The 14578-nt window shown below is 35.2% G+C and carries 17 protein-coding genes; 14 read left to right on the top strand and 3 right to left on the bottom strand.

Going from position 1 to position 14578, the window contains the following annotated elements; genetic code table 11:
- Positions 1–3: 3 nt before the first annotated feature.
- The gene (locus Q0W04_RS02535) at positions 4–798 is read left to right on the top strand and encodes a hypothetical protein (protein WP_298499991.1); all 795 of its coding nucleotides are present in this window, start codon (positions 4–6) and stop codon (positions 796–798) included.
- Here Q0W04_RS02535 and Q0W04_RS02530 read toward each other — a convergent pair.
- Both Q0W04_RS02530 and Q0W04_RS02525 read right to left on the bottom strand, forming a co-directional pair.
- Complete coding sequence (locus Q0W04_RS02530) at positions 795–1181, bottom strand: hypothetical protein (RefSeq protein ID WP_298499987.1); 387 nt, start codon at positions 1179–1181, stop codon at positions 795–797. The two genes, Q0W04_RS02535 and Q0W04_RS02530, sit on opposite strands and share 4 nt — an antisense overlap.
- 10 nt (positions 1182–1191) lie before the next feature.
- Positions 1192–2124 carry a transcriptional regulator gene (locus tag Q0W04_RS02525; protein ID WP_298499984.1) on the bottom strand — a complete coding sequence of 311 codons (933 nt, stop codon included), beginning with the start codon at positions 2122–2124 and terminating at the stop codon, positions 1192–1194.
- A gap of 57 nt (positions 2125–2181) precedes the next feature.
- Between Q0W04_RS02525 and Q0W04_RS02520 the strand changes: the two genes are divergently transcribed.
- The 10 genes from Q0W04_RS02520 to Q0W04_RS02475 all read left to right on the top strand — a co-directional run bounded on the left by Q0W04_RS02520 (position 2182) and on the right by Q0W04_RS02475 (position 11586).
- The gene (locus Q0W04_RS02520) at positions 2182–3447 is read left to right on the top strand and encodes a tRNA(Ile)(2)-agmatinylcytidine synthase (protein ID WP_298499981.1); all 1266 of its coding nucleotides are present in this window, start codon (positions 2182–2184) and stop codon (positions 3445–3447) included.
- Between the two features lie 403 nt (positions 3448–3850).
- Entirely contained in the window at positions 3851–5101 is a 1251-nt protein-coding gene (locus tag Q0W04_RS02515) for a DUF3100 domain-containing protein (protein WP_298499978.1), read from the top strand.
- A gap of 132 nt (positions 5102–5233) precedes the next feature.
- Positions 5234–6118 (top strand): DUF3100 domain-containing protein, encoded by an 885-nt coding sequence (locus Q0W04_RS02510; RefSeq protein ID WP_298499975.1) that lies wholly within the window; start codon positions 5234–5236, stop codon positions 6116–6118.
- Positions 6118–6609, top strand: coding sequence for a hypothetical protein (locus tag Q0W04_RS02505; RefSeq protein ID WP_298499972.1), 492 nt, complete (start codon positions 6118–6120; stop codon positions 6607–6609). Before Q0W04_RS02510 ends, Q0W04_RS02505 begins: the two co-directional genes overlap by 1 nt.
- Before the next feature lie 89 nt (positions 6610–6698).
- A complete protein-coding gene (locus Q0W04_RS02500; protein WP_298499969.1) occupies positions 6699–8111 on the top strand; it encodes an MmgE/PrpD family protein in 1413 nt (470 codons plus the stop codon).
- A gap of 1 nt (position 8112) precedes the next feature.
- Positions 8113–9015 carry a peptidase gene (locus Q0W04_RS02495; protein ID WP_298499966.1) on the top strand — a complete coding sequence of 301 codons (903 nt, stop codon included), beginning with the start codon at positions 8113–8115 and terminating at the stop codon, positions 9013–9015.
- 4 nt (positions 9016–9019) lie between these two features.
- The gene (locus Q0W04_RS02490) at positions 9020–9892 is read left to right on the top strand and encodes a fumarate hydratase (protein ID WP_298499963.1); all 873 of its coding nucleotides are present in this window, start codon (positions 9020–9022) and stop codon (positions 9890–9892) included.
- Positions 9893–9934: 42 nt separating this feature from the next.
- Positions 9935–10735, top strand: coding sequence for a citryl-CoA lyase (locus tag Q0W04_RS02485; protein ID WP_298500173.1), 801 nt, complete (start codon positions 9935–9937; stop codon positions 10733–10735).
- A 1-nt stretch (position 10736) separates the two neighbouring features.
- Positions 10737–11246, top strand: a complete 510-nt coding sequence (locus tag Q0W04_RS02480) for a nitroreductase family protein (RefSeq protein WP_298499960.1) — start codon at positions 10737–10739, stop codon at positions 11244–11246.
- A gap of 1 nt (position 11247) precedes the next feature.
- A complete protein-coding gene (locus Q0W04_RS02475; protein WP_298499956.1) occupies positions 11248–11586 on the top strand; it encodes a hypothetical protein in 339 nt (112 codons plus the stop codon).
- On the opposite strand, the gene Q0W04_RS02470 is transcribed toward Q0W04_RS02475, so the two are convergent.
- The gene (locus Q0W04_RS02470; protein ID WP_298499954.1) at positions 11576–11905 is read right to left on the bottom strand and encodes a hypothetical protein; all 330 of its coding nucleotides are present in this window, start codon (positions 11903–11905) and stop codon (positions 11576–11578) included. The genes Q0W04_RS02475 and Q0W04_RS02470 overlap by 11 nt on opposite strands.
- A gap of 63 nt (positions 11906–11968) precedes the next feature.
- Here Q0W04_RS02470 and Q0W04_RS02465 point away from each other — a divergent pair, with 63 nt between their 5' ends.
- The 3 genes from Q0W04_RS02465 to Q0W04_RS02455 form a co-directional block, all read left to right on the top strand.
- Positions 11969–12319 (top strand): hypothetical protein, encoded by a 351-nt coding sequence (locus tag Q0W04_RS02465; RefSeq protein WP_298499951.1) that lies wholly within the window; start codon positions 11969–11971, stop codon positions 12317–12319.
- 165 nt (positions 12320–12484) lie between these two features.
- Positions 12485–12799 (top strand): HrpE/YscL family type III secretion apparatus protein, encoded by a 315-nt coding sequence (locus Q0W04_RS02460; RefSeq protein ID WP_298499948.1) that lies wholly within the window; start codon positions 12485–12487, stop codon positions 12797–12799.
- An 11-nt stretch (positions 12800–12810) separates the two neighbouring features.
- Positions 12811–14578, top strand: a 1768-nt coding sequence (locus Q0W04_RS02455) for a V-type ATP synthase subunit I (RefSeq protein ID WP_366938618.1), incomplete at its 3' end; no start/stop codon positions are given.

Below are 14578 nucleotides of genomic sequence, written 5' to 3'. Positions count from 1 at the left end.
AATATGTTTTTCGAGGACTTGGAGATTAAAGGCAACTCAATTCCGCAGACAATTTTAGGTTACGGACCATTCATCGCAGAACCTTATTTTGGGCATCGTTCCAGACTTTATCAGGTGGATTTGTATACAAGTCCTCAAAATATTGCTGAAGTTATAATGGAATCTTATAATCAGGGTGTTCGCGCAATCAACCTTGTAAACGATCCTGTTTTGCTTGAAGCATATGATATTGTCCGAGATAATGGATGTGAGATGAAAGTCATTGCAACTGTGGGAAAATCCGATGTGGATTATTTAAACCCAAATTATGAAGTTGCAAAAGAGGCAGACTGGGAGGATGACATTGAGTTATTCAGAGGTTATGACTGTCCGTTGATGCTGGTTGATGAATTCATAACCGACGCTTATGACTGGAAACTCACTTCAAAGATTTTGAGTGAAATAAATAATTCAGGATCCCTTTCAGGTTTGGTTACTTCATTTCCATCAAAGACAACAAATCTGATTTCCAAAAATTTAGATATGGATTTATTTGATTTTTATATGATTCCATTCAATTCTCTTTCTTACATGATGGATATTTCAGCATTCAATGCATCCCAAAGGGAAGATTTCAAGCAGAGATTGCTAAAATTAAATAAAAAGGTAATAGCTACCCGAGCTTTGGCGGCTGGTGTTTTAAAACCAAAAGAAACTTTCACTTTTTTTAAAAATATTGACTATATAGATGCCATTGCATTGGGTGTTGCCAAAGTTGAAGAGGCAAGTGAAGATTTTTCACTTTTAAAGGAATTTTAGAGTTTTACAACTTCATATTCTTCAAAAGGAACATATCCTTCAGCTTCAAGGGAATCATTCAAATCCTTAAGGCCATTAATCAAATCCTTTATATTTTTATTGGATGGTTTTTTGCCTGTAATCTGGAGGTATTGCCTTGGGGAGATTTCGCATAATTCGCATTCAAAATTACAGCAGCGGTCCTTTTCTTCACAGCCGTATCCTTCCTGGGCTTCATCGGTTCCAATTACAATGTCGTCCAATATTCTTGAAACTCGCTCATCTGATGCAAACATAGCTATTTTTTGTGTCTTGCCGCAGATTCCAATTGCATTTTGTCCTTTGTAGTTGCAAACCCATTTAATTGGATGATTTTCCATGCCTGTAATTTGTAAATTCTCCATGATAATCACTTCAGTTCTCTTTTCTCTCTTTAATCATTTTCAATAATTCCTTTGAGTTCTCAAATTCCTTTAACTCCCAGGATTTTATAACCGGAATTGTTCCGATTGAATCTTTTATTTTATCGTTGTTGATTATAAATACCGGTTCTGATGTTGTAACCATTGACAAATCCTTAAGTGGCACTGCCATTCTTTTCAATGTTTTTTCACTTCTGTTTTTTTCGACATTTGCCATTAATGGCGAATGCTTGTCTGAGGTTTTCATTTTTGCCACTGCATCAAAAGGACTTTTGTTTGTGGACAAAACACCATAGCCTAATTTGGACAGGTCTGTTGTATCGTCATTGTATTCAATGTCTTCTTTTTGAGGTTGTTTAAGCAGATCAATATCGAGGGTAACTTTTGTATTGAGAATTTCTTCCAGTATCATTGCCGTTTCGGTATTTGCGCGAACTATTCCATTTTCGTATTTATACATTGTGGCTCTTGAAACGTGAGCTAGATTTGCCAGATCCTTTAGTGACATTGAATATTCTTCACGGTATTGCTTTATGACATTTCCATCAATCTTTACGAAGTATCCGCCACGGTCGGCTAGAATTTCGGGATACTCATTGTATAAAATCATGTTTTTGAATGTGTCAAGGCCAATGGTTGGGATATCATATCTTTCATAGATTACTCCCTCTTCGAGAAACCCGTTTCTGGATTTTTCGCCGATGATGATAGGTGAAGCCAAAAATATGTTGGCCAACTGTTTCATTTCATGAGCATTATGTTCGTTAATGCTGTCGATATTTAAAAATGTTTTTAAAAGTAAAATCAATAGGTTTTTCCTGGCTACCAAATCAAAGGAACCCTGTTCATAAATGTCTGAGGTTTTATATCCTTGTGATTTCAATAAATTTTCAATCTGCTGTAGCAAGTTTCCTCGAGTTAACATAATTAAATTCCTCTAAACTATATATTGTTTTAACTCTAATATAATTTTATATTTAAGGTGATTATAATTAATTTTTTACACATTGGTATTGATGATACTGACTCTCCCGATGGAATGTGCACAACATATCTTGCAAGTCAAATTATCAATAAATTTGAAGAAAATGGAATCAAACTACAGGATTATCCCAGATTAATTCGCTTAAATCCTTTTGCCAGATTTAAGACTAGGGGTAATGGCGGAGTTAGCTTAAAAATTGAAAATGATGAAAATGCCGGTTTGGCAAAGGAAATTGTTTTGGGCGAAGTTGAAAAATTATCCATGTTTGACTGCGACAATACGAATCCGGGCGTAATTTTTTATGATGGTGAAATCACAAAGGAAATGGAGGATTATGCATTTCGGGCAATTTATGAGTTCATTACAATCGAAGAGGCTGAAGAATTCGGCAAATCCGTCGGTTGTGAGATTCATAAATTCAAAAAAGGCAGAGGCATTATTGGATCTATCGCAGCTATTAGCTTGCCTTTAAGCGATTATACTTTTGAATTACTTGCTTATAGGGATTCTAAAAATTACGGAACTGAAAGGCGCATAAATTATGATTCCGTTTATTTAATGGATAAAGAAACATTTCCGGACACATTTGAAAACATTGATTATTCTGAAAACTATATTGCTATCGAGCCTAAAACACCGTGTCCTGTGTTGTATGGAATTCGGTCAAACACTGTTGAGGCATTGAAAAAAGCAAAAGAAATTGTTGAAGTGGCCGAACCGATTGTAGATTGGTGTATCTTTAAAACAAATCAGCATACTGATATGCATATTCAAAAGGCAGATAATATTTCTTCCATGAAACAGTACGGATGTTATGAAGTTGTTGGGGAAGTAAAAAATAAGCCAACTGTCATTGATGGGGGGCATATGTTTTTCTACATTAAAGATGAATCTGGTGAAATAGAATGCGGTGCATATGAGCCAACAAAAAACTTTAGAAAAACCGTTTCCTATTTGAGGGAAGGTGACATCATTAGAGTCTTTGGCGGAATTGGTGAGCAAAATACATTTAATATTGAGAAGTTCCAGGTCATAAAATTAAATGATGTAGAATATCAAAATCCGATTTGTGAATGCGGAAAAAGGATGGCATCTGCCGGTAGGAATAAAGGATTCAAGTGTAAAAAATGTGGAAATAAAATTGCATCTGATGAAAAAGTTCCTATTAAAATCGACAGATTTTTAGAAAATTCTCAGTTTTATGAAACACCGGTTTCAGCTCGTCGACACTTGTCAAAACCTCTTTGTAGAATGTTATTATAGTATATGAATTTCTTTTAATTGTTATTTTTAAATTTGAACAATTTTTACTAATTTATTTTTATTCACTTTTTGTGAAATAATATTTAATTTTTCCCTATTTTTTTTCCCAATTTTAGAACTAATGTGAATTATGTCATATGTATTTATATACTACTTTTTTTATAGGTATGATTAATAAGTATGGCAAAGTCGAATTCATATGTTCGCTCCATATGCAAATAAAATGGAGAACATATTCTGCTGAAGTTATAATTAACAAATAATTCTTTCACATGTTGGAGGGGATTTTATTACTAATCAGACACATCCTTTTAGGGAAAAAACAGATCGGGCTGTTAAAAAGAGGCCTCCGTGGGTCGAATATAAGTTGCACATAGTTGTTTTGGTTTTGGTCATCATTTCTATGTTTGTCGGTGTTATTGAGATTAAAATAACCGATGATATTCAAATTGTGTTGTTGCCGTTATTATATGCTTTAGTTATGGGATTGGCCCTTTTTTTGGCAAAACCTATTAAATTTGTAGGGAGTAAGCAATCTAAAGTAGCTGAAGGAGTAATGGTTTTATTCATAGGAGTTTTAATCGCTAAATTAGCAATTTCAAGCGGTAATTCCATAAGTGATATTTTTAATGTGGGTCCTGCTTTGATTTTACAGCAATTGGGAGATTTGGGGACTCTTATTGCATTGCCTGTTGCTTTATTTTTAGGTTTCAGGCGAGAAGTTATTGGTATGACCAGTTCCATTTGTCGTGAACCTAACCTGGGAGTTATTATTGACAAATATGGTTTCAAATCTCCTGAAGCGCGTGGAGTTTTGGCGATTTTTGTTATTGGATCCATTATTGGAACTGCTTTTATAAGTCTTTTGTCAAGTATTTCAGTTTCAGTTTTACCAATTCATCCATATGCCTTTGCAATGGCTTCAGGTATCGGAAGTGCAAGTATGAATGCTGCATCTCTGGCTTCGATATCTCACATTTATCCGACAATGGCTACTGATTTGGAAGCTTTTGCAGGTTGCAGTAATCTTCTTTCATTCTGCTTTGGTATTTATATGTGTATTTTTGTTTCAATACCTCTTGCAGAGAAATTATATGGCTGGTTATCTCCGCATATTGGAAATAGTGATGATGAGTCTATTGATGATGAGTATGAGATTCAGGGGGTAAAACAGGATAAGTATATCTCTAAAGAGGAATTGTCATTTGGAAAACTTAAAAGATGGGGAGCATTGCTTTTAATTTTTTCACTAATTGTAACCGTTGGAAATGCTGTAGGTTATCACTCTTCCTTAATCGATTCATTCATCGGAATGATGATAATTTCCGTTATTACAATTGTTGGCATGTCTCTTGAAAGGATTGTCCCGTATGAAATTCAATCAATTATCTACATTAGTTTAATCGGTATTTTTATAGCTATTCCTGGTGTTCCAACATCTGGTTTTGTAATGCATTATGTTTCACAAATTAATTTGGCAACTATTTGTACTGCGTTTTTAGCTTATGTCGGGATTGCGATAGGTAATGATTGGGCTGAATTTAAAAAGATTGGCTGGAAAGGAGTAATTATTGCTATGATTGTCATTTCCGGAACTTATCTTGGTTCTGCAACTATTGCACATCTGACATTGCTTGTCACAGGTATGATTTAATTCTCATTTTCGGAATAAATTTATTGATTTCTATTCACTTTTTGAGAAATTTTTAAGATTTAATCTTATTAATTTATATAATATGTTTAAAGAAAATAGTATTATACAAATATTTTCAATGTTTGGGAGTGGATGAAAATTCCGAATAAGGATGGTCAGGTAGAGCATATTTACCGTGAAAAAACCGATAAGAGGATTTTAAAGAAAAATCCTTGGAGAGATTACAAATTGCATGGTACTGTACTTGTTTTAGTTATTATTGCAGAGATAATCGGTACAATTAAAATTCCACTCGCGAAAGATGTTGCCATTACAATAATGCCTTTGATTTATACAATCATTTTAGGCCTTGTTTTTTATTTAGCCAAACCTGTAACATGGATTCAGAGAAAACAAGCCCGTATTGCTGAAGGGGCCATGATGCTTTTCATTGGAGTTCTAATTGCAAAATTGGCTGTATCAAGCGGCCAATCTATAAGCTTGATATTCCAGATGGGTCCTGCTTTAATTCTACAGGAATTGGGCCACTTGGCAACAATTCTGGTTCTTCCGATTGCATTGCTTTTAGGATTTAAAAAGGAATCTATTGGTATGACAAATTCTATTGGTCGTGAACCGAATGTTGCGGTTGTTGTTGATAAATACGGTTTTAATTCTCCGGAATCAAGAGGAGTATTTGCAATATTTATTATAGGGACTGTTATAGGTACAATATTCATTAGTTTCCTGGTTACTTTTTCACTTTCATTTATTCCATTGCACCCTTATGCATTTGCTATGGCAAGTGGTGTGGGCAGTGCAAGTATGAATGCGGCAGCTATTGGACCTACCCTTGCGGCATTTCCAGGTCTGGAAACTCAAATTGAGGCATTTGCCGGATTCAGTAATTTGCTTTCATTCTGTGTCGGAATATATATTGTAATATTTGTTGCACTTCCATTAACTGAAAAAATGTATAACTGGCTGGAACCAAAAATTGGAAGGGATCCTATAGTGCCTGAAAAGGAGGATGAATAATGCCGGATTTGATTGACGGATCTGAAAATGTTACAGTTCACGGTATCTTTAACTGGATTTTGCTTTTGGTGATATTTTCAATAATTACAGTAATCGGCAATAATTTGGGTTATAAACATCCTATGACTGATTCATTAGTTGGTATGGGCATTTTATCTCTTATAACTTTGGCAGGCGTTTGGCTGGAAAGATATTTGCCTTTCAATGTCTCTTCAATTCTATATATAAGTATATTCGGTATAATTCTTGCATTTCCGGGAATGCCGACTTCCGATTTTGTCCTTTATTATGTTTCTAAAGTAGAGCTTTTATCAATCGTTACAGTCTTTTTGGCTTATGTGGGTATTGGTATGGGTAAAAGCTGGGATGAATTTAAAGCTTTAGGATGGAGAGCAGTTGTAATTACTATTTTGGTTATTGCAGCAACATATTATGGCGCAGCTATTGTGGCTCACATAGTATTGGTTTTAACTGGAGTTCCTGCAGTTTAAATCAATTTTTATTTCCTTTTGAAAAATTGTTTTTACATATAACTTAAATTTTTAATAGTACTTTTTACATATATTATTCTAGGTGTTTTATGTTTTTAAAAAATATTTCTAAATTTATTTCAAACTATCGTTATGAACAGGCAACTGTGGAATCCATCACCACTGTAAAAGCTGCTTTTCTGGATTTTTTTGGAGTAACTTACCGGGGATCTGAGGAAAACGCTTCAAAAATAGCTTTTAATACAGTTGAAGAAATATTTTCAGGAAACTTTATATTAAATTTAAAAGCTTCAGTCATTGGAAGAAATCTGAAGACAGATATTCTCAGTGCAGGATTCCTAAATGGTGTTTCAGCTCATGTATTGGAACTTGATGATGGTCACAGAGGTGCACAGATTCATTTGGGTTCAGTAATATTTCCAACTGCATTAGCCATCGCTGAAAGTTATGATTTAAGCGGAAAGGAATTTTTGGAAGGTGTTATTGTAGGTTATGAAGTCGGAATTTTACTTGGAAAAATTGTAAATCCTATGCACAGAAACAAAGGATTTCATACAACAGGAACAATAGGGGCTTTTGTAGCCGGAACTGTTGCTTCAAAATTGCTGAAGCTTGATGAAGAACAGATATTAAATGCACTGGGATTATGCGGAACCCAGGCTGCGGGACTGCTGGAATCCGACCATGGGGGGTCTATGGGCAAATCACTTCATGTGGGAAAAGCTGTGTATAATGGAATATTGTCTGCAATCCTTGCAAGAAACGGTTTTACTGGTAGCGGGACAATATTTGAAGGCAATGAAGGATTTTTAAAAACCATGGTTTATGACAACACCGATTATACTGCTGAAGACTTTTCCTTTGAAGAGGTGTTGAAGGACATAGGAAAAGTAAGGGTGAGAGACATTTACTTCAAGAAATATCCGTTCTGCAGACATATTCACTCTTCAATCGACACTGCGTTAAAGCTGAAGGCAAGTATAGGAGATGAATATGACCATATTGAAAACATTGCAGTTAAAACCTATTCTGTAGCCGCAGAACACAATAATTTCAATCCAAAAAATATGGATGAGCTAAAACAGTCACTTCCTTATGCTGTGGCAATATCATTGGTCGTTGGTGAGGTTACAGTGGATGATATAGATCAGTTAATGGAATATGGTCTTTTGGAAAATTATTCTACTGTTGATAAAGTAAACAGTATTAAAAACTTGGTAAACAGAATGATAATTCTTTCAGACGATAAGTTAAATGAGTTGTATCCCGAAAAAAGGCCATCAAATGTTATCATCAAATTGGATAAGAACTTCAGAAATGGGGTATTTCAAAATCTCACATTGCTTCCGAAGGGGGACTTTGAAAATCCATATCAATTAAGCGAATTGATAGACAAATTCAAATCCAACAATCCTCTTTATGATGTAAAAAACCTCACGGTTATTGATTCGCTTGAAGAGTATTCCATGAGGTATGTTGTTAGTAAATTAAACGGTAGATAATATGGATAAGACAAAAGATTTTCTTAAAAAATCAGGAATCGAGGAAACTTCTGCAGACTTCAAATCCTCTAAAAGGTTCAATGATGGGGGACAGTACCGTTTTGAAGTTCCTGGAATACAATCTCCAAAAACAATGGATGCACTTTTAAATGAATCATTAAAAAATGACATTTTTATCCATAGGGTTACCCAAACAAAGGGAATAATGCTTTTAACTGACAGTGAAATTAAGGAAATGGTAGATCTGGCTAAAGGATATGGATGTGAGCTATTTTTATCCGTTGGTCCAAGGGCAACCTATGATACTTCAGCTACCGTACACACCCAGGAAGGAAGCAGAATCGGGTACCGTTTAAGAGGTTATGATAATCTGGTTTATGCAATTGAGGATGTTAGAAGGGCATGCGATTTGGGCGTTAGGGGAATATTGCTTTATGATGAGGGATTGCTGTGGGTTTTAAATAAAATGCGCAGTGAAGGCGAAATTCCAAAAAATGTTCATTTTAAATTATCAGCACATGCAGGCCATTCAAATCCCGCTTCTGCAAAACTGCTTGAGGAAATGGGTCTTGACTCTTTAAATCCTGTTAGGGACTTGCAGATTCCTATGATTGCAGCCATCAGGAATGCTGTTGATATTTCTTTGGATTTGCATACTGAAAACCCAAAATCAACAGGCGGATTTATCAGACATTATGAAGTTCCTAAATTCATTGACGTGGCATCACCGGCATATCTGAAAACCGGAGGGTCTGTAGCTGCAAATCATAATTGGGACACTACACAAAAAGAAGCCATTGCCCGCATAAAACAGGTAATGTTGGTTAAACGTATGATTGACAGTTATTGTCCGGATGCCGTTGCATCACCTAACCAATCCAGTGATTTATCTGTTCCTGAGTGATTTTATGGATATTCTAGAAGATATTTCCAAAACCATTATTGATGCTTCAACCTCTTTAAGTGATGATAAGTTAAATGCCTTAAAGAGAGCCATTAAAAGTGAAAATAATGAAAACGCCCGTTGGGCATTAACCCAGATTTTAGAAAATTACAATGTTGCTTTTAGAGATAAATTCCCGTTGTGTGATGATACCGGAATTCCTCATGTCATAATAGAAATGGGTTCTGAAAGGGAAATTTCCGGAGAATTGTTAAACCAGATTCACGAAGGCATTGCTTTGGGTTTAAACAGTCTTCCGGCAAGGCCGATGGCTGTAAAAGGGGATTTCACAGAAAGAATAGAACAGTCCAGAGGATTGTATGAAATGCCTGGGATGCTCAAGCCGGCTTCAATTTTGATTGATTGTGGAAATGATGAATCGTCATATATGAGGGAAATTTCACAGGATACTTTGAATATTCATTTTATTCTTGAAGGAGGAGGTCCTGAAATTAGGGCTAAAACCTATAGGGTTTATCATAAGCGTTCATTTTCCAATGTAGTTGACACTGCCTGCGGATGGCTAAAGGATTCGCTGAAACTCCTAGGATGTACACCATCAATACCATCAATAGGTATTGGAAGAACACACTATGAAGCCAATGCGCTGCTTTTAAAATCGATTGCGTATGGGAATCTGGACAACTTAAGTGATGTTGAAAGGTATGTAACCGACCAACTGAATGAAACCGGCATTGGTCCTTTGGGTTTTGGTGGAAAAACTACAGTTTTAGGCGCTTATGTTAATATTGGAAATCAGAGAGCAAGCGGTGTTAGAATAGTTGCTGTTAGACCCTCATGTTTTGTCGAACCGAGAGTAGCAACATTAAAATTATAATGATAATAAAACTATTAATAACTAATTTGAAGGTAAATGAAAATGCAGGAAAATAATTTTAGGGTAAATTCACATTCTTTAAAAACAGCCATATCAAAGGTGGAAACCGATAAGATTGTCACAAGAGGTTATAATCAAAGGGATCTGATTGAAAAAATCAGATACAGTGATATGGTTTATTTAATGTTAAAAGGAAGATTGCCTTCAGTTCAGGAAGGCAGAATCTTTAATCAGGTTTTGGTTTCATTCTGTGACCATGGTGCCACCCCGCCAAGTACCCAAACAGCCCGTTTGGTTGCATCATCAGGTTCACCAATGAATTCTGCTGTGGCCGGCGCATTACTGTCCTTTGGACATAAGCATGCGGGGGCAATTGAAAAGACAATGGAATTATATCAGTCTAAAATAGATTCTTTGTATTTGACTGATGATTCCAACATTGACAATAAGCAGATTGCCAGTTTGGCCATTGACATATACAATGAATATGTCCTGGGGGATAAAAAAATACCCGGTTTTGGCCATAGGTATCATAATGTGGATCCGAGAGCCGATAAATTGATGGAACTTGTAATCAAGCAGGGTTTTATTGGACCTCATATTAAATTGGCGTTGGCTGTTGAGGATTTGGCATATCAAAAAAAGAATATCAGGCTTAATGTTGACGGGGCAAATGCTGCAATTCTATCCGATTTGGGATTTACTCCGGATTTGGGTCTTGGCGTTTTCATGATTGGCAGGCTTCCGGGAATTATTGCCCATATTCATGAAGAAAAAATGGATGAAGATGAATTTAGAAGATTCTGTGATTTGGATGATATAATTTACGAAGGAGGAAGATAAAATGGAATTTATTGATGTAATTACTGAAAGGTACAGCGTTAGAGGTTATTTGGATAAACCCGTTGAAGATGAAAAACTTGAATATGTACTAAAAGCAGCTACAATTGCACCAACAGGCATTAACGCACAGCCATTCAAGGTTTATGTAATAGATGCTAAAAAATATAAGGATGAATTGTCCAAAATTTATGGTGCAAAATGGTTTACCGAAGCCCCTTATGTGCTTTGTGTGGTTGCTGAGATTGACAAGGCATGGACCAGACCATGGGATGGAAGAAACATTGCAGACATTGATGCAACAATCGTAATGGATCATATGATTCTTGCTGCACAGGACGTTGGTCTTGGAACCTGTTATATTGGAGCATTTAAAAAATACGAAGCTCATAAATTTTTAAACTTAAAGGAAAATGAAGAACCAATATTGTTTACTCCATTGGGTTACGGCAATGCTGAGCCAAGAGAGACTCCAAGAAAAGAATTGGATGAATTTGTAGTTTACGTTGATTAAAATGGATTTATTGATATTAAGTGCAGACAGTTTTAAGGACATGGAAAAAATTTCCGAGCAACTGTCTGAAAAAAAGTTCACAATCATTGAAACCGATAATGATTTTATATTGATGCATAAGCGAAGATACGGCAATCCTTTGATACATGTGATATGTTTAATATTGGCTTTATCTGCTTTTTCATTATTGATATTCATTAATGTGGCTTATTTCATGTATTCATATATATGGGCTTCCCCTAATGTGTTAATAACCACTCAAAAAGTTTCCGATGATGGCGAACCTTTAAAATTCAATACAATGGATGAAGTATTAAACAAGGCTAATGCTATTTTATGATTTCATCCACACTGTATTCTTCTATTTTTCTTATTAACAAGGGCTTTTTGCTGTTTAAATATTCTGATTCCTCACCTATTTTTGCGTCAACGAAAACTTCGTCGGCAAGGGGTTCTGAAAATAGTGCTGTGATGTCTGATAGGAATTCATCATAATCCTTTTGAACAGTCTCATCGCTGAATCCTAATCTTGGCAGTTCTTCTGTCCAGATGTCGCCGCCAGGTGAGAATTTTTTATCCACAACTTTTTTGTCTTTGATTTCACTATCTAAAGTAAGTGAGAAATTTTCATTTAGTATAATCCAAACTGCTCTTTCCATATGTATTCATCTAAATATAATGATATAAATAATATGAAGTTATAATTAAATGTAAGTGTTATTATGGCAAATGTAAAAATGTTTAAATTATTGGGGGTAATGCTGGCGCTGGTGTTAATTATTTGGGGTGTATCTCCAATTCTAAGGCACGAACCGTTAACAAATGATGTCCTTGCAACTTCTGTAATACTTATTATGATTGGTGTGGCATATTTTGTTATAATGCTGAACCCTGGTTGGACCAAAGCAGTATTTTTCTTTGAAGGAATAATTATTGCTGTTGCAGGATATGTATTACTGGGTTTTCCGTACAATATTGAATTCATTGTAGTTGGTTTGATTGTTGTAATAATAGCAATTCTTGCTTATTTACAGAAATTGCCTCCTAGTATATTGAAATGGTTCTATAAATAACTTATTTTTCTTTTATTATTTTTTTTATATCATTTTTTCATGTAAATTTAATTATTTGAATACATTTTTTTAATCTATTTTAAATTTTAGCTATTTTTACAAATATTAAATAGTAAAAGATATATATATTGCACAATAAAAATAAGTACACCATGGTGATTTATTATGGCAGAGATATCAGACGCAATCGCAATGATAAAAAAAGCTGAAGCTGATGCTGAGCAGCTTATTATTGATTCAGAGTCTCAATCAAAAGATTTGATTGCTGAATCTAAAGTTAAAGCTGAAGAAATTATTTCCGAAGCTAAAGCTGCAGCAGAAGAAGAAGCTAAAAATACTGTTTTTGATGCAGAAGATAAAGCTAAAGAAGAAGCTAAAACTATTGCTGCTAGCTCTGATGATGACGTAAGTGCATTAAAAGAAAAGGCTATGGCAAATGTGGATGAAGCTGCTTCAATTATTGTCAAAAATATTTTGTAGTGTGAGATTATATGTTCAAGACAGCTAGAATGCGTAAAATTAGAATTGTTACACTTGATAAGTATGTAGCTCCTACAGTGGATGCTCTCCACGAATCAGGGCTTATACAAGTCAGTGATATTTCTGATAGCGTTCAGCAAGATCCTGAATTAGCGGAATTAGTCACTCCGGCAAAAGCTACTCCTTACACTGGTAAGTTATCTTCTCTTCTAATGAAAACAAATGGTATATCTGAACTATTAGGAAATTCTTTATCAGAAGGCCATGGGTTAAAAGATACATTAATGTCTTTTATTAGTCCAGACATGCCAGTTCAAAAAGAAGTAGAAGCTCTAGATACTGAAGCTTTCATTGAGAAAGCTGAAGACACACTAGCTCAAGTGGAGTCTAAAACACATGTAATTGAAGGAAAACTAGCCGCACTCGACGCTGAAACAAGTGAACTCAAGTCTAATAAAAGTTTGGCTAAGCACTTATCCAATTTTGACATGGATTTAGCTCTTTTAAAAGATTCAAAGTACACTTCTACTACTGTTGGTAGGATTAATGCTGAATCTACTTCAGAAATCAAAAATCAATTAAGTAACTTGACAGATGAATTAGATGTATTTTCTGTTCCTGCGGATGATAAGGAAGGAGAAATTATCGTCGTAGTAACATTAAAAGAATATAGTGATGAAGTTTATTCAACACTTCGTAAATTTGACTTTGAGAAAATTGAAATAGGTAATGTTGAAGGTTCTCCTCAACAGATTATTTCAAATGCTGATTCCAGATTATTGACAATTGACTCAGAACGTGCTGCTGTTAAAAAAGAATTAAGAGCAGTCGCTGAACAATGGGATGATGAGATATTAGCTCTCAAAGAACAATTAGAAAATGAAAAAGAAAAGAACGAAATTCTTTCATCATTTGTTCAAACCAAAGATGCTTACGTTCTTGAAGCATGGGTGCCTGTAAAGGACACCGAAAAGGTTGAACAAGTCGTTGAAAAAAGTTCTGATGGACATTGTGCCTTTGAAACAATAGAGGTTGAAGGTACTGATGATGAAAATGTTCCTATTTTACAACAGAATGGATGGTATGCAAAACCTTTCGAATATCTCGTTGATATGTACTCTCCGGTACGTTACAATGCAATGGATCCAACAATTTTTGTTGCAATCACATTCCCATTCTTCTTCGGTTTCTGTTTAACCGATGCAGTATATGGTTTAGTTGTATCTGCTATTGGGGTAGTATTGCTGAAAGGTCTTGGAAAAGTTAAAGAATCAATGCATTCATTTGGTTGGATTTTAATCTGGTCCGGTCTGTGGGCTGTGATACTGGGTTTAATAACCAACGGTTTCATTGGGGACTTCCCGGAAAGGATAGCTGGTTTCCGTTTACCAACCGTATTTGCTCCTGTTGAAGCATTCGTACACCCAGATACTATATTGATTATTGCTATCATAGTGGGTCTTATTTACACTAATATCGGATTTATATTAGGTGCTATCAACAACTTAAGATATGGTAATAAGAAAGAAGCTATTGGTTCTCAAATTTGTTGGTTTGTTTTCGAAGCTGGTATTATCTTACTTGCTTTAGGATACATGATGCCTGCTATTGGTATGATTGGTATGGCATTAGGAGGCGTATTAATACTCGCTACTATTGGAATGTTGGTATGGGCTAACGGTGCATATGGTGTAATGGATATTTTCGGTTACATGGGAGATGTATTATCCTACGCTCGTCTTTTAGCATTATGTTTAGCTACTGGTGGTATTGCTATGA

The organism is uncultured Methanobrevibacter sp. (assembly GCF_947170395.1).
Lineage (GTDB): Archaea > Methanobacteriota > Methanobacteria > Methanobacteriales > Methanobacteriaceae > Methanocatella.
This window is presented reverse-complemented; position numbering and strand designations above follow the sequence as displayed.